Consider the following 21,941-nt stretch of genomic DNA (forward strand, 5'->3'; position numbering starts at 1 on the left):
AGTGGGAAAATTACTGGGGCCATGCTCGCAAAAAAGATGCTATTCTTTATGAAATTAGAATATTTCATAAAATTGCTTTTTAATATCGGAATATTTTAATAAAAGGCTAAATGTGTACTAAAGATAGAATAAAACAGTTCTAAAGACCTAACCTATTTTTTGTATTAATTTAGAGTAATTTGAGTATTTTATTTGTTTATTTTGTAGTGAAAAGCGAATAAATGCAATAAAATTAACAAAATTCTACTGAATTGAGCATTTTGGAAAACAAACTAAACAAATGCCTGTTTATTGTATATACTAAATAAGAGGGAAAGGGGGAATTTTGTGACTATTTTTACGAATGACTTTTTTGAAATGACAGAGCAAAATGGCAAGGTATTTATTCGAACGATAAAATCTGGTTTTCCTTTAAAGGACTTTGATACTATTCTAAGATCGCTACCACGTGTCAAGCTTACTAATTTTGCTGTATTGAAAAATGTATTAAGCACAGAAAATAATAATGCTATTGAAATTGGCATATGGTTACCTAGCATTGAAATTGAGGTTGCACGTGACAACATGTCTGCCTCGCTTTTTATTTATGAGACAGTGGATACGCTACGTCAAAATAGGGAACAGTTTGTAGCAGAAATTGAAAGACTTTTACAGGAAAAAAGGATTATTCATGGTATTCAACCGATTCTAATAGATGAAATAGTTCCAGCAAAAGCATATTTAATTGCACAAGGTACACCAGCAATTAAAGGTGAGGATGCGAAAACTACATATTTAGAAATACCTGAGCGCAAACCAGTTATTCGAGAAGATGGAAAAGCCGATTACTATGAGATGAACTTTATTTTTGAAATACATGAGGATAGCTGGTTAGGTGAAAAGATACCAGCACAGCCGGGGATTGACGGAAAAACAATTTATGGCGAAGTAATAGCAGCAGCACCTGGGAAAGATGCCTCTTTGCGCTATGACCGCAAAGCCGCATATGAGGTGGAAGAGGACGGAAAAACAGTTCTGCGCTCTAAATATGCAGGGGCACTCGGTCAGGTGCAAGGTCAGCTAACGATTAATCACCATTTATCAGTTAATAATGATGTTGGTGTTGAAACAGGCAATATAGACTTCCAAGGCTCCTTAACAATTCGGGGGACGGTGCAAAGCGGCTTTTCCGTTATAGCGAAAGGTGATATTTCGATTGAGTCATCGGAAGGTCTATCTGGTGCAAAGCTGATTCGTTCATTAGAGGGTGATATATATATTCGCGGTGGTGTTTTTGGCTTGGGAGAAACAGAAATAGAGGCAGCGGGAAATATATATATTAAGCATGTGAACGAAGCGAATTTAAGGGCAAATGGTGATATTCATATTGGATTTTATGCACTAGGCTCAAATTTAACTGCAAATTCAATTTTATTAGATGAGCGTAAGGGAAAAATTATAGGTGGCACAGCGATAGCGAAAGATGTTATTATATCCGCTATTTCTGGCAATCACTTGGAGCGCCGCACAGAACTCATTATTAATACATTTAATAAAAAAGAGCTACAAGCGATAATTCAGGAAAAAGCGAAGTTATTAAAAAATGAGCAAGATGAAATAGCGAAGTATGAAACGCAATTACAAAGAATTTTATCAACGCAAAGTACATTAAACAGTCAGCAAGCCGCTGTTGTAGAGCAAGTTAAACAGAAAATTGCGGCATTAAAGAAATATGTATCTAACTTAGATTATGAAATAAAGGTCAATATTAATAATTTACACAATGCTGGAAAAGAAGAAATTAAAATTACGAAAGAAGCATACCCGGGTACCTATATTCAAATTGGTAAAAAATCTTCACTTTTAACAAAAATGACGAATGGTACATTTTTATTGGAATCAGGGGAGTTGAACGTATAGATGGGCATGCCAATCTACGCGCATAGAGGGGCTTCTGCGTATGAGCTTGAGAATACGATGGAGGCATTCCGAAAAGCGTTAAAGCTTGGGGCGAATGGGATTGAATTGGATGTGCAATGCTCAAAAGATGGGCAATTAATAGTTTTTCACGATAATAATATAAAGCGTTTAACAGGTATTAATCGTCTTGTGCAGGACTGTACTCTAGCAGAATTACAAAATTACCGCTTAGGTAAGCGTTTTTCACGTATTTTTTCAGCGAAACGAATGCCATTATTACAAGATGTTATTAAATGGGCACTTATTGAAAGAGTTGCCCTTAATATTGAGCTTAAAGAGTCGTTAACGAGTAATTATGATGCGCTAATTGCCTTGCTAAAAACAATTGAACTTCCTAAAAATAGTCATTTTTCATCGTTTCATGAGCAATTACTTATTATGGTGAAAAAATATCGACCTGATATTGAAACGGCACTTTTAGTAACGAAAAAATTCGATTGGGGAAAGCTAGATAGCTTACCGCATATCGATGCCATTCATGCCCATAAAAAGTATTATAGGCGCAGTTATTTAAAAGCATGTGAATATGCAGGCAAAAGTATGCGCTTTTATAGTATAACGGGCAAGGAATCTTTTATCACGCAGCCACACCCTGTCGTTGTAGGTTGGATTACGGATTATCCGGATATTGTAAGTGAAAAAGGGGGTTAAATAAGGTGTGAAAAAGCAAATAAAAACTCGCTTTGTCACACCTTTTAAGGATTGCTAGGTATTGTACCTATGAATAGTCTAGAAAAAACCACTATTGATATATAGAATTTAGGGCTAGTTAAAAAGAATTTTTAGCTAGCCCTAAATTTATGAAAGTTCCATTTTACTTTTGCCAGCGCTCAGATACTTTTCCTTTTTTACGGTCACGGTGTAGTAAGAAGCCTGCAAAAAAGCCGAAGCCTATTAAAAATAAAGCAACGCCAATAACAAATTGAAGCCAAATCCAAGGAATTGGAGATATTAACACACCAAATAATGTATCGCGCATCAATTTTATTCCAGCAGCTGCCATTAATCCAGGAATTAGTAGCACAATAAATGCAGCCATTCGAGCCATTTTCCTACCTCCCAACTCTATCCTTCTAATTGTACAACCACCTATGAGATTGTCAAGAAAACAGGCGGAATTGTACTGTTTTCGCCATGTTCTAGCACTATTAGAATAGTTAGAAAATTCTTAATTATTATGGATTGCATAATAATTGTTGCTTAAAAGTGAATTTGAACGTATTGTAAAAATAAGCAGTGAAAATAAATGTATTTTTCATGGCGAATTTGTGAACTAATTAGAAAAAAATACATTATACGAGAAAGTAAACGCTTTCTTTTAGTTGAAAGGGGAATATGCAATGGAAATCTTTAAGTACATGGAAAAGTATGATTATGAACAACTCGTTTTTTGTCAAGACAAGGAGTCGGGCTTAAAGGCAATTATTGCAATCCATGATACGACGCTAGGACCAGCACTCGGTGGATCACGTATGTGGACGTATGCATCTGAAGAGGATGCAATTGAGGATGCGCTGCGACTAGCGCGTGGTATGACTTACAAAAATGCAGCAGCAGGCTTAAATTTAGGTGGAGGAAAAACGGTTATTATCGGCGACCCATTTAAAGATAAAAATGAGGAGATGTTCCGTGCATTAGGTCGCTTTATCCAAGGCTTAAACGGTCGTTATATTACAGCGGAAGATGTTGGGACGACAGTAACTGACATGGATTTAATTCATGAAGAAACAAATTATGTAACAGGTATTTCACCTGCATTTGGTTCATCAGGTAACCCATCTCCTGTCACTGCATATGGCGTCTACTTAGGGATTAAAGCAGCCGCGAAGGAAGCGTTTGGGGTTGATGCGCTTGAAGGGCGTACAATTGCGGTACAAGGGTTAGGAAACGTGGCGTACAAACTATGTGAGTATTTACATAAAGATGGCGCAAAATTAGTTGTTACAGATATTAATAAAGCTGCTGTTGAGCGCGTTGTAGAAGCGTTCGGTGCAACCGCAGTTGACCCAGCAGATATTTATAAACAAGATGTAGATATTTTCTCACCATGTGCATTAGGTGCTATTATTAATGATGAAACGATTCCACAACTAAAAGCAAAAGTGATTGCTGGCTCAGCGAACAATCAGCTTCAAGAGTCACGACATGGTCAAATTTTACATGAAAAAGGCATTATTTACGCACCTGATTATGTAATCAATGCTGGCGGGGTAATCAACGTAGCGGATGAACTGTACGGCTATAACCGTGAGCGTGCAATGAAGCGTGTGGAAACAATTTATGATAGCATTTCAAAAATATTAACAATTTCAAAAGAACAAGATGTACCGACATACCTAGCTGCTAATAAACTTGCAGAAGATCGTATTGCGCGTGTTGCGAAATCTCGTAGTCAGTTTTTACGCAATGAAAAAAACATTTTAAATGGTCGTTAAGCATTAAAGGCGAAAAAAGGAGGTAAAGACAATCTTTGCTTCCTTTTTTGTAAAAAGGGGGATGTTTTCATGGCACAGGAGTATGATGTTGTCATTTTAGGTGGAGGAACTGGTGGCTATGTTGCTGCAATTCGTGCAGCACAGCTCGGTTTAAAAACAGCGATTGTTGAGCAGGCAAAGCTGGGTGGTACGTGCCTACATAAAGGCTGTATCCCAAGTAAGGCATTATTAAGAAGCGCTGAAGTTTATCGTACGGCAAAGGATAGCGAATCCTTTGGTATCGAGGTTGAGGGCGTAAAGCTACAATTTGATAAAGTACAAAATCGAAAAAATACGATTATTAAAACATTGCAATCGGGTATTGAAGGCTTAATGAAAAAAGGAAAAATAGATGTTTATTATGGCACAGGTCGCATATTAGGCCCTTCTATATTTTCTCCGATGCCTGGAACGATTTCTGTTGAGCTAGCTGACGGTGGCGAAAACGAAATGCTCGTACCAACAAATGTGATTATCGCAACCGGCTCAAAGCCAGCAATGTTGGAAGGGATTCCTGTTGACGGAGAGCGTATATTAAATTCTGACCATGCGCTAGAGCTTGAGGCACTGCCTTCTTCTATATTAATTGTCGGTGGTGGCGTAATAGGTATCGAATGGGCATCAATGCTTTGTGATTTCGGTGTCGATGTAACTGTTTTAGAGTACGGGGAACGAATTTTACCAACAGAGGATGCTGATATAGCCAAAGAAATGACGAAGGCGCTGACAAAGCGAGGCGTTCAAATCGTTGTCAATGCCCGCATGCAGACAGATACATTATCGGTAGGTGAGCAAGTGTCAATTGCAGCAACTTCAGGTGATAAGACAGAGACGTACAGCGCAGAAAAAATGCTAGTAAGTGTAGGGCGCACAGCGAATAGTGAAGGAATTGGCTTAGAAAACACAGAAATCGTAACAGAGCGCTCTTATATACAAGTAAATGACAACTACCAAACGAAGGAAAGTCATATTTATGCAATTGGCGATGTGATTGGTGGAATGCAGCTTGCACATGTTGCATCACACGAAGGCATCATTGCGGTAGAGCATATTGCAAGACATAAGACGACTGCAATCCATTATCCAAATGTTGCGCGTTGCATTTACTCTTACCCTGAAGCGTCAAGTGTTGGTTTAACAGAGGCACAGGCGAAGGAGCAGGGCTTTGAAGTAAAAGTGGCAAAATTCCCATTCAAAGCAATTGGCAAAGCACTTGTGCACGGGGATGCTGAAGGCTTTGTAAAAATGATTGCGGATAGCAAAACAAATGATTTATTAGGTGTCCATATGATTGGTCCACATGTGACGGATATGATTTCAGAATCTGCGCTTGCTTTATTGCTTGATGCAAGCCCTTGGGAAATCTCACAAACGATTCATCCGCATCCATCATTAAGTGAAATTATCGGTGAAGCTGCATTAGCAGTGGAAGGGAAAGCCATTCATTTCTAAACTAGCATGTATGCAAAAATCATAGGATATAATAATGCTATAAATCGTAATGCTTTTTTAGTTGCAAAAGCATATTGAAAATGAAGCGACGAAAGGGGATGTTCGTATGTTAAAACACGAAGACCTTGGATTAACAAATGAAGATGTACTTAAAATGTATGAGACAATGCTTTTGGCAAGACGTATTGATGAGCGTATGTGGCTATTAAACCGCGCAGGGAAAATACCTTTTGTTATTTCCTGTCAAGGACAAGAGGCAGCTCAAGTTGGAGCAGCATTTGCTTTAGATAATACAAAAGATTATATTGCGCCGTATTATCGTGATATGGGCGTTGTATTACATTTTGGAATGACGGCAAAGGATTTAATGCTATCAGCATTTGCTAAGGCGGAAGACCCAAACTCTGGCGGTCGCCAAATGCCGGGGCATTTCGGCCAAAAGAAAAATCGTATTTTAACAGGTTCTTCCCCTGTAACGACACAGGTGCCGCACGCGGTAGGTGTAGCGCTTGCAGGGAAAATTCAAGAGAAAGACTTCATCACATTCGTTACGCTAGGAGAAGGCTCATCCAACCAGGGTGACTTCCATGAAGGAGCTAACTTTGCAGGCGTGCATAAGCTACCAGTTATTATTATGGTAGAAAATAACCAATATGCGATTTCAGTACCTGTTGAGCGCCAACTTGGCTGTGCCAAAGTGTCTGATCGCGGTATCGGCTATGGTATGCCGGGTGTTACAGTGGACGGAAAAAATCCGCTTGAAGTTTATAAAGTTATTAAAGAGGCGGCAGACCGTGCAAGACGTGGGGAAGGTCCAAGCTTAATTGAAGCGGTGACATATCGCTTAACAGCACACTCCTCGGATGATGATGATCGCCAATATCGAACGGCAGAAGATATTGCAGAAGGCAAGGCAAACGACCCGTTACTACTATTTGAAAACTATTTACTTGAAATGGGTGTGGCGACAACTGAAACATTTGAGGAATTAAACGCCAAAGTAGCGGTAATTGTGAATGAAGCAACAGATTACGCGGAGGCGGCACCGTATGCGAAGCCAGAGCACGCATTGAAATATGTTTATGCTGAGGAGGGTGGCGAATAATGGCTGTTATTTCTTATATTGATGCAATCAATTTAGCAATGAAGGAAGAAATGGAACGCGATGAGCGTGTTTTCGTTCTAGGGGAAGACGTTGGACGAAAGGGTGGCGTATTTAAAGCAACAACAGGGCTTTACAACCAATTTGGAGAGTACCGTGTTTTAGATACACCTTTAGCAGAAAGTGCCATTGCTGGTGTAGCAATTGGAGCAGCAATGTATGGGATGCGTCCAATCGCAGAAATGCAATTTGCTGATTTCATTATGCCTGCTGTGAACCAAATTGTTTCCGAGGCAGCCAAAATTCGTTATCGCTCAAACAACGATTGGTCATGCCCACTCGTTGTGCGTGCACCATTTGGTGGCGGCATACACGGAGCACTTTATCATTCTCAGTCGGTAGAAGCGATGTTCGCCAATACACCAGGCTTAAAAATCGTTATCCCATCTACTCCTTACGATGCGAAAGGTTTATTAAAGGCTGCGATTCGCGATGAGGATCCTGTGCTATTTTTCGAGCATAAGCGTGCTTATCGTTTAATTAAAGGGGAAGTGCCGACAGATGATTATACATTACCTATCGGAAAAGCTGATGTGAAGCGCGAAGGTGATGACATCACAGTAATCACTTACGGCTTAGCTGTTCATTTTGCATTGCAGGCGGCAGAGCGCTTGGCAGCAGACGGTATCGAAGCGCATATTTTAGATTTGCGCACGGTCTATCCATTAGACAAGGAAGCGATTATTGAAGCGGCAAGTAAAACAGGTAAAGTATTGCTTGTAACAGAAGATAATATGGAAGGCAGCATTATGAGTGAGGTATCAGCAATTATTGCGGAGCATTGCTTATTTGAGCTAGACGCACCGATTAAGCGCCTTGCGGGACCAGACGTTCCTGCAATGCCTTACGCGCCGACAATGGAGAAGTTTTTCATGATTAATCCTGATAAAGTTGAGCAAGCAATGCGCGAGCTTGCTGCATTTTAAGGAGGGGTAACAATGGCTATTCAAAATATCGTAATGCCTCAGTTAGGTGAAAGTGTAACGGAGGGAACAATCGAGCGCTGGCTTGTAAAGCCTGGTGATAAAGTGAATAAGTACGATCCATTAGCAGAAGTGAATACTGACAAAGTAAATGCAGAAATTCCATCCTCATTTGCTGGTATCGTCGGCGAGTTAATTGCCAATGAGGGAGAAACATTACCTGTCGGTGCAATTGTTTGTACAATTGAGGTCGAAGGTGAGGTGGCTGCCCCACCAGCAGAAAAAACATCGAATGTTAGCTCGGCTATTTTAAATGCCGGTGTGCAGCATAAGGAGGAGCCACAAGCGCAAGCAAAGCCTGCCGCACAGCAGGAGGAAAAGGCACCGCGTGATAAAGCACGCTATTCACCTGCCGTGTTAACATTAGCGGCAGAGCATAATATTGATTTATCATTAGTGACAGGCAGCGGTGTAGGCGGACGCATTACACGTAAAGATTTACAGGCAATTATTGCGTCAGGTCAAATTCCAACTGCGCCAGCGCAAACGGAAGTAGCATCAACACCATCAGCGGAGCAAGCACCTGCCCAGCAACAAGTACAAGCCTCAGCAGCACCAGCGGTTCCAACCGCTGCTGGCGATGTAGAAATTCCTGTGACGGCGGTGCGTCGTGCTATTGCAAACAATATGCTACGTAGTAAGCACGAAGCACCACACGCTTGGATGATGATGGAGGTGGACGTGACAAATTTAGTTGCGTACCGTGATTCTATTAAAAATGAGTTCAAGCGCAATGAGGGCTTTAATTTAACGTATTTTGCCTTCTTTATGAAAGCAGTGAGCCAAGCGTTGAAGGAATTCCCGATGATGAATTCAATGTGGGCTGGCGATAAAATCATCCAGAAAAAAGATATCAATTTATCAATTGCTGTTGCAACAGAGGATGCTTTATTCGTACCGGTTATTAAAAATGTCGATGAAAAGTCGGTTAAAGGAATCGCGCGTGAAATTCACGAATTGTCTCAGCTAGTGCGTACAGGTAAGCTGCGCTCTGAGCATATGCAAGGCGGTACATTTACAGTTAATAACACAGGCTCATTCGGCTCAGTTCAATCAATGGGGATTATTAATTATCCGCAGGCAGCGATTTTGCAAGTGGAAGCAATTGTCAAGCGCCCTGTGATTATGGATGGAAATATGTTCGCTGCTCGTGATATGGTGAATTTATGTTTATCATTAGACCATCGAGTTTTAGATGGACTTGTTTGCGGAAAATTTCTAAATAGAGTAAAAGAAATACTCGAAAATGTTAATAAAGAGACGATGTCAGTCTACTGACATCTGCTAGAAAGCCCGCCAGAGCGGGCTTTCTTTGATTTTTCCTCTTTCTTGTCAGGTATTTCTCATGTAATATATAAAGTAGTAAAAGATAAAGGGGGAAGCTGATAAGCGATCATATGACAATAAATATGAAAGATATTCAGTTTGCATCAGCTAGCTATGAACAATGGCAGGAGCAGGCAATAAAGGCGCTGAAGGGCAAGCCGTTTGAATCTTTATTCACTAAAACAGTGGAAGGCATTACACTGGAGCCAATTTATACAGGGGCAACATTAATTGAAAAATTAGGGGATCAGCTAGAAAAACAAGTTGCTACAATTCGCACAATGAAGGTCGCTGATACATTTGAAATTGCCCAACAAATATATGGGGATACGCCGGAGCAATTTTTAGCGAACTTACAAGAAAGCTTAGCGCGAGGAAATGAAGTACTAACAATTGATAGTCGTGTATCCTTCTCATGGGATGATGCCATTTTAGCGAGCTTAGCAGATTTTATTACAGAATATACTTTTAAGTTCATCGTACAAAACAGCAATGACCCATTATTAAATGTATTCAAAAAAATTGCGGAAGAGAAAAAGCAAAATGTAACAGGCTTTATTATTTCAGAGGAAGCGTTTGCATTACCTAATTTCCCAAATATCCGCACAATGCATAGCAATACAGTGAAATATCATAATGAAGGAGCGAATGCTGTACAGGAGCTAGCTATTGCACTTGCCGAGGCAAGTCATTTGGCAAAGCAGGTAGATAGCTATGAGGCATTTGCACAGAAGTTCTTTGTTAGCTTTGCGATTGACACGCAGTTCTTTATGGAAATTGCAAAAATTCGGGCATTTAAAGTGCTTTGGAAAGCGTTTTCCAAGGGGGTAGGTCATGAGGCAGTTGCAGTCCCAATCATTGCTGAAACTTCTGTTCGTAGCTTTTCGAAACTGGATGTTTACGTCAACTTACTGCGCGCAGGCAATGAGGCATTTGCTGGTATAATCGGCGGTGTGGACGTCTTCACAGTACATCCACACGACGTTTTAACAAAGCCAACGGAGCAATCGATTCGCATAGCGCGTAATATACTTCTTGTAGCCGCTGAAGAGTCGCATGTTTTAAATGTGGTCGATCCGTCAGGTGGCTCATACTTTATTGAAGCATTAACAGCCGATTTAGTGAAAGAAGCGTGGCAGCTATTTTTACAAATTGAAGAAGCTGGAGGGCTAGATGCATATCCAATCGAAAAGCAGATTGAGGAAGTGTATAAGACGCGTATTCAGCAAATAGAAACGCGTAAGGTGTCTTTAATTGGGACAAATATTTATGCTAATCCTGCTGATGAAGTCGGTACTGAGGATAATGAGCAATTTGCACATGTAAAGCGACTAGCGATTCCATTTGAAAAAGTACGTGCAAACTATGCGCAATGTAATGCAAAAATGGCGGTTTTAACATTTGGTGAATTGAAAAACTTTAAAGCGCGAGCGGATTTTGTCGCAGGCTTTTTAGCAACTGCGGGTGTGACGATGGCACAGTCGGATGCGATTGCGACAATTGAAGAAGCGAAGCGCTGGCTAGCCACTGCTGATTATGACTATATCGTTGTAGCAGCAACAGATGAGGATACATTACAATTAGTGCCCGCTTTATTACAAGTAAAGCAGGACAAGCAGTTACTAGATGTTGCAGGTAAATTTAAAGAGCAAGAGCAGGAATGGCTAGCTGCTGGATTAAATGGCTTTATTTTTGCTGGTCAAAACATTACGGAAAAGCTAAATGCAGTGATGGCAAGCTTAAAGGAGGTACAAAGATGAATGCGAACTTTCAGGGGATTGTCATCGAGGATGTACTAGCTGGAGAAGGGCTACAAGCTACAAGTACATTTATGACAAATGAAGGCATCGAAGTGAAAAATGTTTATACGAAAAAAGATGTTAAAGACGCTAAGCATTTACAAGATGTAGCAGGCATCGCCCCGAATACAAGGGGACCATATCCGACAATGTATGTTGCGCGTCCATGGACAGTACGTCAATATGCGGGTTTCTCAACAGCGGAAGAATCAAATGCTTTTTACCGACGCAATTTAGCGATGGGGCAAAAAGGGCTATCAGTTGCCTTCGATTTAGCAACACATCGCGGCTACGATTCTGACCATCCCCGCGTAACAGGTGATGTTGGAAAAGCGGGTGTAGCTATTGACTCTGTAGAGGACGCCAAAATTTTATTTGACGGCATTCCACTAGACCAAATGTCGGTATCGATGACGATGAACGGAGCGGTATTACCTGTATTAGCGTTTTATATCGTGGCAGCGGAGGAGCAGGGCGTTAAGCCGGAGCAGCTTGCGGGGACGATTCAGAATGATATTTTAAAGGAATATATGGTGCGTAATACGTATATTTACCCGCCAGCAATGTCAATGAAAATTATCGCTGATATTTTTGAATACACGGCGAAATTTATGCCGAAATTCAATTCGATTTCCATTTCGGGCTACCATATTCAAGAAGCTGGCGCAACAAATGATATCGAGCTTGCTTACACTTTGGCTGATGGCTTGGAATATGTGCGCACAGGCTTAAAGGCAGGAATTGATATTGACGCCTTTGCCCCGCGCCTCTCCTTCTTCTGGGCGATTGGCATGAACTATTATATGGAAATTGCAAAAATGCGTGCAGCACGTCGAATTTGGGCACAAATGATGTCAACATTTAATCCGAAAAATGAGAAATCATTAGCATTAAGAACGCATTCACAAACATCTGGCTGGTCATTAACAGAGCAAGACCCATTCAACAATGTGACGCGTACTTTAATCGAAGCAAACGCAGCAGCTATGGGACATACACAATCATTGCACACCAATGCACTAGATGAGGCCATTGCTTTACCGACTGATTTTTCGGCACGTATCGCGCGTAATACACAGCTATTTTTACAGGAAGAAACGGGTATGACAAAAGTGATTGACCCATGGGGTGGCTCATACTATGTAGAGAAGCTAACAGAAGAATTGACAGAAAAAGCATGGGCTTTAATTGAGGAAATTGAAGAGCTTGGAGGTATGGCGAAAGCAATCGACACAGGCTTACCAAAAATGAAGGTAGAGGAGGCTGCTGCAAAGCGTCAAGCGAAAATCGATTCGAAAACAGAAACGATTGTCGGTGTAAATAAATATCGTTTAGCAGAGGAAGAGCCAATCGATATTTTAGATATTGATAACGCTGTCGTGCGCGAGCAGCAAATTGAACGTTTAGAAAAAATGAAAGCTAATCGCAATGAAGAGGAAGTTCAAAAGCATTTAGCACGTCTGACAAAGGCGGCACAAACTGGTGAGGAAAACTTGCTAGCAGTAGCTGTGGACGCGGCGCGTGCGCGTGCATCGCTAGGTGAAATTTCAGATGCCATTGAGAAGGTATCAGGTCGTCATAAAGCGATTATCCGCTCAATCTCAGGCGTTTACTCTTCCAACTTCTCAGATGAAGAGCAAATTAATGAAGTGAAGCAAATGACGGAAGAATTCCTTGAAAACGAAGGACGCCGCCCGCGTATTTTAGTTGCAAAAATGGGGCAGGACGGACATGACCGTGGTGCAAAAGTTATCGCAACGGGCTATGCAGACTTAGGCTTTGACGTAGATATTTCACCATTATTTATGACGCCAGAAGAAACGGCTCAAATGGCTGTGGAAAACGATGTTCATTGCGTAGGTGTATCCTCGTTAGCGGCAGGTCATAAAACGCTCGTACCAGAGCTAGTAGGTGAACTGAAAAAGCTTGGACGTGAAGATATCATTGTTATTTGTGGCGGGGTTATTCCAGCACAGGATTACGAATTTTTATATGAAGCAGGTGCGGTTGCGATTTTTGGTCCAGGTACAGTAATTCCTGTTTCCGCACAAAAGATTATTGAGGAAATTTATAAACAATTAGGCTACGAGGAAGTGGCAGAGTAATGGAAAAACGCTCGGAGCAACAAAGTGCGCTATTTGTAATGGACGGTGTGAAAGGTGGTCATGACGGTATGAATTATGGCACGCCGAGAAAATTCCGTAAAAAACAACAAGATACACTTGATGTTGTTACACTGGCCGAGGAGGTGCGGGCAGGTAACCGCATTTCCCTGTCAAAAGCGATTACCCTTATTGAAAGTTCGAATGCCACACATAAACAGCAGGCGCAAAATTTATTGCAGGAGCTGCTACCATATACAGGAAGGAGCATCCGTATCGGTATTACAGGCGTCCCCGGTGCTGGGAAAAGCTCCTTTATCGAAGCTTTTGGCTCCATGCTTTGCGATATGGGGAAAAAGGTAGCTGTTTTAGCAATTGACCCAAGCTCCTCCATTTCAGGAGGCAGTATTTTAGGGGATAAAACGAGAATGGAGGAGCTTGTGCGTAAGCCAAACGCCTACGTTCGCCCGTCCCCGAGCGCTGGTACATTAGGTGGTGTTCATAAAAAAACACGAGAAACGATGCTTGTCTGTGAGGCAGCAGGCTATGACATCATTTTAATTGAAACAGTAGGGGTCGGACAAAGTGAGACGTATGTGCGCGGTATGGTTGATTTCTTCTTACTTCTTGTGCTAACAGGCGCGGGCGATGAATTGCAGGGAATGAAAAAAGGTATTATGGAGCTGGCAGATGGTATTATTGTTCATAAAAGCGATGGTGATAATATTCGCCCAGCCCGTAAAACGATGCAAGAATACAAGCAAATTTTGCATTTTTTACAGCCTGCCACACCAGGCTGGATGAGCACAGCACTCACTGTTTCCTCACACGCTAAAACAGGTCTTCAGGAAACATGGCAAATGATTGAGCAATTTCAGGAAAAGGTGCAAGCCTCTAATTATTGGTCGATACGTCGCCATGAGCAAACGCGCGATTGGTTTCATGCGATGATTATGGACCATTTGCATGATTCCTTTTATCAAAATGCAGACAATAAAATGCAAGTAAACATGCTTGAACAAGCGATTTTACAGGGGAAATTAACGGTCACACAAGGTGTCAATAAGCTCTTTGAAAAATAAACGGATACAATGAAAATCAGTTCTTTGCATATCATTAATTGTCTTGCTATGATGAGATAGTATGAAAGGAGCGAATACAATTATGAACATGGACTATGATTTATTTATGCAACAAATTACAACAACCGCTCGTGCTGAAATGGAAGCTGCGGGCTATGAGCAATTGCGTACACCTGAAGAGGTAGAGGCAGCATTTGCTCGCCCAGGTACGACATTAGTAATGGTGAACTCGGTATGTGGCTGTGCAGGCGGTATTGCACGTCCAGCAGCAACACAAGCAGTTCATTACGATAAACGTCCCGACCATTTGGTAACAGTGTTTGCCGGTCAAGATAAAGAGGCAACTGCGGCGGCTCGTTATCATTTTGGTGAAGACCATTTACCATCCTCACCATCCTTTGTACTATTAAAAGATGGACAAGTTGTAGCGGAAGTTGGACGCTATGAAATCGAAGGACATGACCCAATGTCTGTCGTATTAAACTTGCAAGGTAATTTCGAAGAATATTGTGAAGAAGTGTAAGTCAAAAGCTCACGATAACTATTAACAAGCAATGAAAAATAGAGGGGACGTCCAAAAGCCGTGCATCATCGGTATTTTGGACACTGACGATGGTGTTTTGGCAAAAGGGTTGCAGAGAGCTTTCTTTGAAAACGAGAGAAGCAAAAAGTTTAGCGGTGTTTCTCTTAAGTAAAGGAGAAGAGCAAATATCTCTTTTTCAATGCGATTCCAATACAAAATGCCCTTTTCGGACAGCCCCTCCGTATTTTTCACGCGAGAAGAGGAGCCTTCATTCCAATGAAAAAGTTTTCGATTGGCTACCGAACGTTAAAAACGGCTGTTGGCGCAGCACTTGCAATCGCAATCGCACATTTTTTCGATTTACAATTTTATACGGCAGCAGGTATTTTAACGATTTTATGTATTCAACCAACAAAAAGAAAATCTGTTCATGCGGTTTATACAAGATTTGTTGCTAGTATATTAGGGATGTTGCTAGCATGGTTATGCTTTGAGCTAATTAGTTATCATCCGATTATGCTAGGGTTAATGTTCATTGTTTTTATTCCTTTGCTCGTATCATTTCACATTACAGCAGGCTTTGTATCGAGCGCTGTAATCATTTTGCATATTTATTCGGTAGGGCACTTTTCGCTAGCTCTTTTACAAAATGAAATAAGCTTAATGCTTATCGGCTATGGTGTAGGATTAGCAGTTAATATGTATATGCCTGATATTCAACCGAAGCTAGACAAATATCGCCTACAAATTGAGGCATATTACCAAAAGATATTTTCAGAAATTGCGCAATATTTAAGGAATGGAGATACATTGTGGGATGGCAATGAGCTGATTGAAGCGGCAACTGTTATTAATAAAGCGAAGGCGCTTGCCTTTCAGGATGTTGAAAACCACTTAACGCGCAAAAGTAATTTATATTATGTATATTTTGATATGCGAGAACAGCAGCTTGAAATAATTGAACGAATTTTACCGAAAATTACTGCTTTGCCTGTTATAGTACAACAGGCGGAAATAGTAGCTGTTTTTATGGAGGATTTAAGTGAGCATGTGCATTCGGGAAATACAGCTAGTCACTTTATTGAAAAGCTAGATGCTGTCAAGGTAAAGTTTGCACAGATGCCTTTGCCGACAGACCATCAAACCTTTTTGGCGATGGCAGCACTGTATCAATGCATCGAAGAAATGGATAAGTATTTAGCGATTAAACGGTCTTTTGCGGGCTTGCAAAAATAAAAGAGGGTGCTATAAAAGCAACCCCTTTTACATAATAGCCGCTACACCCATTGCGATTGTTGAAACTAACATAATGACAACCATTGAGTAAACTACGACCTTTTGAAATTTTTTATTGCTCATTTCTAATCGCTCCTTAAGCATGTCTGTATTTAGTTTATCAAATCTTTGAAATTTCTCAAGCACAATTGACTGTAGGGGGATAATAATTCGATGAAAAAAGTAGATCATATCGGGATAGCTGTGAAAAATATTGAGGAGCGCATTACATATTACACAGAAACGCTCGGGCTCACTTTATTGAAAATAGAAGAGGTCGCTTCTCAAAAAGTGAAAGTTGCTTTTATCGATGCTGGTAATGTCAAATTAGAGTTGCTCGCACCGATGAGTGAAGAAAGCACAATTCATAACTTCATAGAAAAGCGCGGGGAAGGCATTCACCATATTGCGTTCGGGGTAACGGATATTCGTGAGCGCATGGCAGAGCTACGTGAAAAAGGCGTACGCCTGCTGTCAGAGGAGCCGGGTCCTGGTGCTGGTGGCGCAGAGGTAGCATTTTTACATCCGAAAGATTCATTCGGCGTACTTTACGAATTATGTGACAAAAGTGGAAAAGGGGAATAAAAATAATGACAACAACAATTGATATGTTTGACAAAATCCATGAGCTATATGACCGCAAAAGCGTGATTGAACAAGGTGGTGGCGATGCTCGTATCGCTAAGCAGCATGAAAAGGGGAAATTAACTGCTCGCGAGCGCATCGAGTTATTATTAGATGAAGGGACATTTGTTGAAATTAATCCATTTATTACGCACCGCACAATTGATTTTGGGATGGCTGATTTAGAGGGCCCTGGTGATGGCGTTGTTACAGGCTTCGGAAAAATTAACGGACGCAATGTCTATTTATTCGCACAAGATTTTACGGTTTTCGGTGGTGCACTTGGCGAAATGCACGCGAAAAAAATCGCAGCAGTAATGGACTTAGCAGCTAAAAACGGCACACCTTTTATCGGCATTAACGATTCCGGTGGCGCGCGCATTCAAGAAGGGGTATTATCATTAGACGGTTACGGTCATATTTTCTACCGCAACTCGATTTACTCGGGTGTGATTCCACAAATCTCTGTAATTATGGGGCCTTGCGCAGGGGGAGCTGTCTATTCTCCTGCAATTACAGACTTTATTTTAATGGTCGATAAAACATCACAAATGTTTATTACAGGGCCAAAGGTAATTGAAACAGTAACAGGTGAGCAAATTTCATCTGAAGGCTTAGGTGGCTCAAAGGTGCATAATACGATTAGCGGTAACGCACATTTCCGCGCACCGAATGAAGAAGAAGCAATCAAGCAAATTCAACAGCTATTAAGCTATTTACCACAAAATAATAAAGAAAAGGCTCCAAAAGCGCCCTACACTGCTGGTGACGAATATCGTTCAGAGCTTGTGGACGTTGTGCCAATTGACCAAACGAAATCATACGATGTACGTAAAGTGGTCGAGCAAGTTGTCGATGAAGGCTCCTTTATGGAAGTGCAAAAGGAATTTGCGAAAAACGTCGTAGTAGGCTTTGCTCGTATCGCAGGCGAATCTGTCGGTTTAGTATGTAACCAGCCGAAGTTTTTAGCTGGTGGCTTAGACATCGACTCGTCAGATAAGCTAGCACGCTTCGTTCGTACTTGTGACGCTTATAACGTACCTGTGATTACATTTGAGGATGTATCAGGCTTCTTCCCGGGCGTGAAGCAAGAGCATGGGGGCATCATCCGCCATGGGGCGAAAATTTTATACGCATACTCAGAGGCAACAGTACCAAAAATTACAGTAATTTTACGTAAAGCTTATGGTGGTGCATATGTTGCACTAAACTCAAAGGCAATAGGAGCAGACCTCGTATTCGCTTGGCCGAATGCAGAAATTGCTGTAATGGGTGCAGCAGGTGCAGCAAATATTATCCATGCAGGCGAAATCGCGAAATCAAGCGACCCAGAGGCAACACGTGCAGCAAAAATCGAAGAATACAAAGAGAAATTTGCGAATCCATATGTAGCGGCATCGCGCGGTATGGTAGATGATGTTATTGACCCTCGTGAAACACGCATTAAGCTTATTCAAGCATTAGATATGCTATCAACAAAGCATGAGGACCGACCATATAAAAAACATGGGAATATCCCATTATAAAGCAGGAGAGAAGCGTCCAAAATGTTGTGCAATTGCCGGCATTTTGGACGCTTTTTATAGTTCTAAGGTAACGATTCGCTCATTAACGAGTGAGATTCGCTCGTTAAAATTGAAAATTCGCTCACTAACGGGGCAAATTCGCCCGCAAACATTTATTGGGTGCTATAATCAAACTAGGAGGGATGGCAATGGAGTGGAAAGAACTACAGCAGCAATATACGGACTATCAAATGCGTTTATTAGCAATTGAAAAGTTAACGAAGCAAAAGCAAGCAATTGAGCAGCAAATTCGCCGAGCACAGCGTGATATTGAAAGCTATGAACAGCAATTATTCGAGGCTAGAAAGCAATTAAATAAGCTCGATCAATTTTCCTTTGTTCAGCTATTCCATAAATGGATAGGAAAATACGATGAGTTGCTTGAGGAGCAGTTTGGCGTTGTAGCGACAAAGGAATTAAAATTAATTGAAAGTCAGCTCATGTATGAGGATTTGCAGCATGACTTAAATGCTTTATGCGATAAATTAAGGGGAGCAGATGAGCAAGCGATTATACAGCAAATAGAAAAATTGACGAGGAAAAAAGAGCTCTGGCTTATGCAGCATGCACCGAAGCAAGCAGAGAAATTAAATGAATTGCTAGAGCAGGAGTTATATGCTAAACAATTGAAAAAGGAAATGATTGAGGCGCAAACAGCCGGTAAAGATGCAATGCGTGCTTTAACGGACGCAGTTGAATGTTTAGTGAAGGCTAAAAGCTATTCAACATGGGATACGTTTTTAGGCGGTGGTCTCATTGTGACAGCGATGAAGCATGAAAAATTAAACCATTCAGAAGCTTATATTCATAAGGCACAAATTGCACTTCAACGCTTCCATAATGAGCTGCTTGATATACAGAATTTGCAGCATAAAGCATTTACGGTTGAAGTAGATGGCTTTGTTAAATTTGCAGATTATTTCTTTGATGATATATTTTCCGCATGGTCCATACATTCAAAAATCGCCACATCCATTGAGCAGCTATCGCGCGTACAGGATGACGTCGCAAACACACAGCTTATGCTTGAAAATAAACTTTCCTATTTGCTTGAAAAAGAAAAGGATATTGCCAAGCAACGCGAAAATATTTTTTCTAAAGATGATGAATCATTGTTTTTCTAAACATAGCAACGTACAATAAGATTAGTGTGAATTTTCAATTACAACCTACATAACAAGGAGTTTTCAACTATGACAAGTCGTTTAATAAATGAATTTTTAGAGCTAGTACAAATTGATTCTGAAACAAAACATGAGGAGAAGATTGCGCCTGTTTTAGTGGCGAAATTACAGGAGCTAGGCTTCGATGTATTCCAAGATGATGCACATACACGCAACGGCCATGGAGCTGGCAATATTATTGCTACATTGCAAGGTAATGCAGATGTAGAGCCAATTTATTTTACATGCCATATGGACACGGTAGTGCCGGGTGTCGGTATCCGTCCCGAAGTTCGCGAAGATGGCTATATTTACTCAGACGGCACAACAATTTTAGGTGCAGATGATAAGGCGGGTATTTCCGCATTATTTGAAATGGTGCGCCGTTTAAAGGAAGAAAATATCGCACATGGTACAATTCAATTTATTATTACAGCAGGTGAAGAGAGCGGCTTAGTAGGCGCAAAGGAATTGAACCCTGAGCATATTATTGCAAAATATGGCTTCGCGGTAGATAGCAGTGGAAAAGTGGGCGAAATCGTCACAGCAGCACCGTTCCAGGCAAAGGTTAACGCAAAAATCATTGGTAAGTCAGCACATGCTGGTGTAGCACCAGAAAAAGGTATTTCAGCCATTACAATTGCTGCAAAAGCAATAGCTCAAATGAAGCTAGGGCGCTTAGATTTTGAAACAACAGCAAATATTGGGCGCTTTGAGGGTGGAAAGGCAACAAATATCGTGTGTGATGAAGTATTAATTTTAGCTGAGGCGCGTTCAATTGTAGAAGAAAAATTAAATGCGCAAACAGCACATATGAAAGAAATATTTGAGCGTACTGCTGCTGAATTAGGCGGTCGTGCAGAGGTGGAAGTAAAGCTGATGTATCCGGGCTTCCGTGTAACTGAGAGCGATAAAGTTGTACAAGTAGCTACAGCTGCAGTTCGTGCAATTGGTGGTGAGCCAAAGCTATTTGCGTCAGGTGGCGGTAGCGATGCAAATATTATATCAGGTTTTGGTATCCCGACAGTAAATTTTGCAGTTGGCTATGAGGAAATTCATACGACGAATGAGCGCATGCCAATTTCTGAATTAGAAAAGCTAGCGAGCTTATTAGTAGAAGTTGTGAAACAAACAGTGAAATAGGGGAGGGTAAATCATGGACTTTCGTAAATCAGTTGTTTTTGGTTGCGGCAATGAAGAATATGCTGCACCAGTTGAGCAAGTAGTATCAATTGAAAAGCTTGAGCAAATCACACCCATTCCACATTTGCCCGACTACTTACTTGGCTTTACACGAATTCGAGGCGAATTAATACCAGTTATTGATTTTCAACGAATTTTATATAATACGCCAAGCACAGGTGATTTAGTGCGCATGATTGTACTAAATACAGACATCGTCAATTACGGACTTGTCGTATCTGATGCGAAGGAAATTTTAGATTTTAGCGATAACGAATTACAGCAAATCGGATTAGTCAACTATGCCAAAACAAAATATTTTACAGCCGTTGCAAATCTAGAAAACCGCATGATTACATGTGTTGACCCAAAAATTCTAGTCAATTCTTTAGATGGTATTCGAGAAATTATTGAATATATGCATAAAATGCTAGAAAATGAACAGGAAAATTAATTTACTTAAAAAGCTGATGCACAAATGCGTCAGCTTTTTAAGCAGTAAATTGAAAGAAATTGTAGATAAATTAATAAAACTCGCAACTTACAACATAAAAAAACACTAAAATATATTTTGAAACTTTTTGATACTTTAAACGGTATAAAAGCTGTGAACAAAATAGAGAAAGAGGTGTGAATATGTTAAAGGAACCTTATCGACCAAAAATTAATCTTCCAAAATCAACTACAGAAAAAATTGCAGATATTATAGGTATTGCTGCGCTATTATTTGCTATTATATTTATTGCTTTAAATTGGACAACTTTGCCTGCACGAGTGCCGATGCATTTTAATGGAGTTGGTGAAATAGATCGTTGGGGCTCCAAATATGAAATGCTTATTTTGCCGATTATAGGCATCGCCTTATTTTTCATGCTACAAATATTAGAAAAAAAGCCGCATTTGCATAATTATCCCGCGCGTCTAAATGAATCAAATGTAGAGCAGTTTTATAAAGCAAGTAAAAAAGTATTGAACTACACGAAAAATATATGTTGCCTTATTTTTGCGTATATTACATATGAAATTGTAATAATTGCTCAACAAAAAAAGCTATTGCTTGGCTCATCTACTTTAATTGTGCTACTCGTGTTACTTTTTAGCATTATAATTTTCGGTATTGTTAAAATGATGAAAATCAAATGAGGGAGGCGCCGACAAACAGTGTAGTTGCTTGATGGGCGCTTTTTCTATTGTTTCAGCAAAGAATTCACCCGTGACAATAGTGAGAGCTTTCTGAAAAGGGGATTTTGTTTTGTAAGCGCATGTTTCC

The 21,941-nt window shown here is 40.6% G+C and carries 20 protein-coding genes; 18 read left to right on the forward strand and 2 right to left on the reverse strand.

The genetic code is table 11. The features are described 5' to 3' along the window. Window positions 1–327 precede the first annotated feature (327 nt). Both MHB51_RS01940 and MHB51_RS01945 read left to right on the forward strand, forming a co-directional pair. On the forward strand, window positions 328–1,899 hold the full coding sequence (locus tag MHB51_RS01940; RefSeq protein WP_342558862.1) for a FapA family protein: 1,572 nt from the start codon (window positions 328–330) through the stop codon (window positions 1,897–1,899). Continuing rightward, window positions 1,900–2,610, forward strand: a complete 711-nt coding sequence (locus MHB51_RS01945) for a glycerophosphodiester phosphodiesterase family protein (RefSeq protein ID WP_066162732.1) — start codon at window positions 1,900–1,902, stop codon at window positions 2,608–2,610. Window positions 2,611–2,773: 163 nt separating this feature from the next. Here the strand turns inward: MHB51_RS01945 and MHB51_RS01950 are convergent, their stop codons facing one another. Then, window positions 2,774–3,007, reverse strand: coding sequence for a DUF2627 domain-containing protein (locus MHB51_RS01950; protein WP_066162735.1), 234 nt, complete (start codon window positions 3,005–3,007; stop codon window positions 2,774–2,776). A 292-nt stretch (window positions 3,008–3,299) separates the two neighbouring features. On the opposite strand from MHB51_RS01950, the gene MHB51_RS01955 reads away from it, so the two are divergent. The 10 genes from MHB51_RS01955 to MHB51_RS02000 all read left to right on the forward strand — a co-directional run bounded on the left by MHB51_RS01955 (window position 3,300) and on the right by MHB51_RS02000 (window position 16,098). Next, the gene (locus MHB51_RS01955; RefSeq protein WP_066162737.1) at window positions 3,300–4,394 is read left to right on the forward strand and encodes a Glu/Leu/Phe/Val dehydrogenase; all 1,095 of its coding nucleotides are present in this window, start codon (window positions 3,300–3,302) and stop codon (window positions 4,392–4,394) included. 69 nt (window positions 4,395–4,463) lie between these two features. Then, window positions 4,464–5,885, forward strand: coding sequence for a dihydrolipoyl dehydrogenase (gene lpdA / locus MHB51_RS01960; RefSeq protein WP_107942830.1), 1,422 nt, complete (start codon window positions 4,464–4,466; stop codon window positions 5,883–5,885). Window positions 5,886–5,991: 106 nt separating this feature from the next. Next, window positions 5,992–6,990, forward strand: a complete 999-nt coding sequence (locus MHB51_RS01965) for a thiamine pyrophosphate-dependent dehydrogenase E1 component subunit alpha (RefSeq protein ID WP_066164366.1) — start codon at window positions 5,992–5,994, stop codon at window positions 6,988–6,990. Next, a complete protein-coding gene (locus tag MHB51_RS01970; protein ID WP_066162743.1) occupies window positions 6,990–7,973 on the forward strand; it encodes an alpha-ketoacid dehydrogenase subunit beta in 984 nt (327 codons plus the stop codon). Before MHB51_RS01965 ends, MHB51_RS01970 begins: the two co-directional genes overlap by 1 nt. Before the next feature lie 12 nt (window positions 7,974–7,985). Continuing rightward, window positions 7,986–9,308 (forward strand): dihydrolipoamide acetyltransferase family protein, encoded by a 1,323-nt coding sequence (locus MHB51_RS01975; RefSeq protein ID WP_342558863.1) that lies wholly within the window; start codon window positions 7,986–7,988, stop codon window positions 9,306–9,308. A gap of 119 nt (window positions 9,309–9,427) precedes the next feature. Then, window positions 9,428–11,116: a methylmalonyl-CoA mutase family protein gene (locus tag MHB51_RS01980; protein WP_342472326.1), complete on the forward strand. Its 1,689-nt coding sequence runs from the start codon at window positions 9,428–9,430 to the stop codon at window positions 11,114–11,116. Then, entirely contained in the window at window positions 11,113–13,260 is a 2,148-nt protein-coding gene (gene scpA, locus MHB51_RS01985) for a methylmalonyl-CoA mutase (RefSeq protein WP_107942827.1), read from the forward strand. Before MHB51_RS01980 ends, scpA begins: the two co-directional genes overlap by 4 nt. Then, complete coding sequence (gene meaB / locus MHB51_RS01990; protein ID WP_066162756.1) at window positions 13,260–14,339, forward strand: methylmalonyl Co-A mutase-associated GTPase MeaB; 1,080 nt, start codon at window positions 13,260–13,262, stop codon at window positions 14,337–14,339. The genes scpA and meaB overlap by 1 nt, the downstream gene beginning before the upstream one ends. 82 nt (window positions 14,340–14,421) lie before the next feature. Next, window positions 14,422–14,862 (forward strand): BrxA/BrxB family bacilliredoxin, encoded by a 441-nt coding sequence (locus tag MHB51_RS01995; protein WP_066164369.1) that lies wholly within the window; start codon window positions 14,422–14,424, stop codon window positions 14,860–14,862. A gap of 276 nt (window positions 14,863–15,138) precedes the next feature. After that, window positions 15,139–16,098: an aromatic acid exporter family protein gene (locus tag MHB51_RS02000; protein WP_066162760.1), complete on the forward strand. Its 960-nt coding sequence runs from the start codon at window positions 15,139–15,141 to the stop codon at window positions 16,096–16,098. 27 nt (window positions 16,099–16,125) lie between these two features. On the opposite strand, the gene prli42 is transcribed toward MHB51_RS02000, so the two are convergent. Next, window positions 16,126–16,221: a stressosome-associated protein Prli42 gene (prli42, locus tag MHB51_RS02005; protein WP_153061598.1), complete on the reverse strand. Its 96-nt coding sequence runs from the start codon at window positions 16,219–16,221 to the stop codon at window positions 16,126–16,128. A 90-nt stretch (window positions 16,222–16,311) separates the two neighbouring features. Here prli42 and mce point away from each other — a divergent pair, with 90 nt between their 5' ends. The 6 genes from mce to MHB51_RS02035 all read left to right on the forward strand — a co-directional run bounded on the left by mce (window position 16,312) and on the right by MHB51_RS02035 (window position 21,814). Further along, complete coding sequence (gene mce / locus MHB51_RS02010) at window positions 16,312–16,722, forward strand: methylmalonyl-CoA epimerase (protein WP_066162762.1); 411 nt, start codon at window positions 16,312–16,314, stop codon at window positions 16,720–16,722. A 5-nt stretch (window positions 16,723–16,727) separates the two neighbouring features. Further along, window positions 16,728–18,287 carry an acyl-CoA carboxylase subunit beta gene (locus MHB51_RS02015; RefSeq protein WP_201261901.1) on the forward strand — a complete coding sequence of 520 codons (1,560 nt, stop codon included), beginning with the start codon at window positions 16,728–16,730 and terminating at the stop codon, window positions 18,285–18,287. Between the two features lie 188 nt (window positions 18,288–18,475). Then, window positions 18,476–19,450 (forward strand): hypothetical protein, encoded by a 975-nt coding sequence (locus tag MHB51_RS02020; protein ID WP_342558864.1) that lies wholly within the window; start codon window positions 18,476–18,478, stop codon window positions 19,448–19,450. 69 nt (window positions 19,451–19,519) lie between these two features. Further along, the gene (locus MHB51_RS02025; protein WP_342472329.1) at window positions 19,520–20,632 is read left to right on the forward strand and encodes a M20/M25/M40 family metallo-hydrolase; all 1,113 of its coding nucleotides are present in this window, start codon (window positions 19,520–19,522) and stop codon (window positions 20,630–20,632) included. A 13-nt stretch (window positions 20,633–20,645) separates the two neighbouring features. Next, window positions 20,646–21,125, forward strand: a complete 480-nt coding sequence (locus MHB51_RS02030) for a chemotaxis protein CheW (protein WP_066162771.1) — start codon at window positions 20,646–20,648, stop codon at window positions 21,123–21,125. 182 nt (window positions 21,126–21,307) lie between these two features. Then, window positions 21,308–21,814 (forward strand): DUF1648 domain-containing protein, encoded by a 507-nt coding sequence (locus MHB51_RS02035; protein ID WP_342472330.1) that lies wholly within the window; start codon window positions 21,308–21,310, stop codon window positions 21,812–21,814. Window positions 21,815–21,941: the final 127 nt, after the last annotated feature.

The organism is Metasolibacillus sp. FSL K6-0083 (assembly GCF_038630865.1).
GTDB lineage: Bacteria > Bacillota > Bacilli > Bacillales_A > Planococcaceae > Metasolibacillus > Metasolibacillus fluoroglycofenilyticus.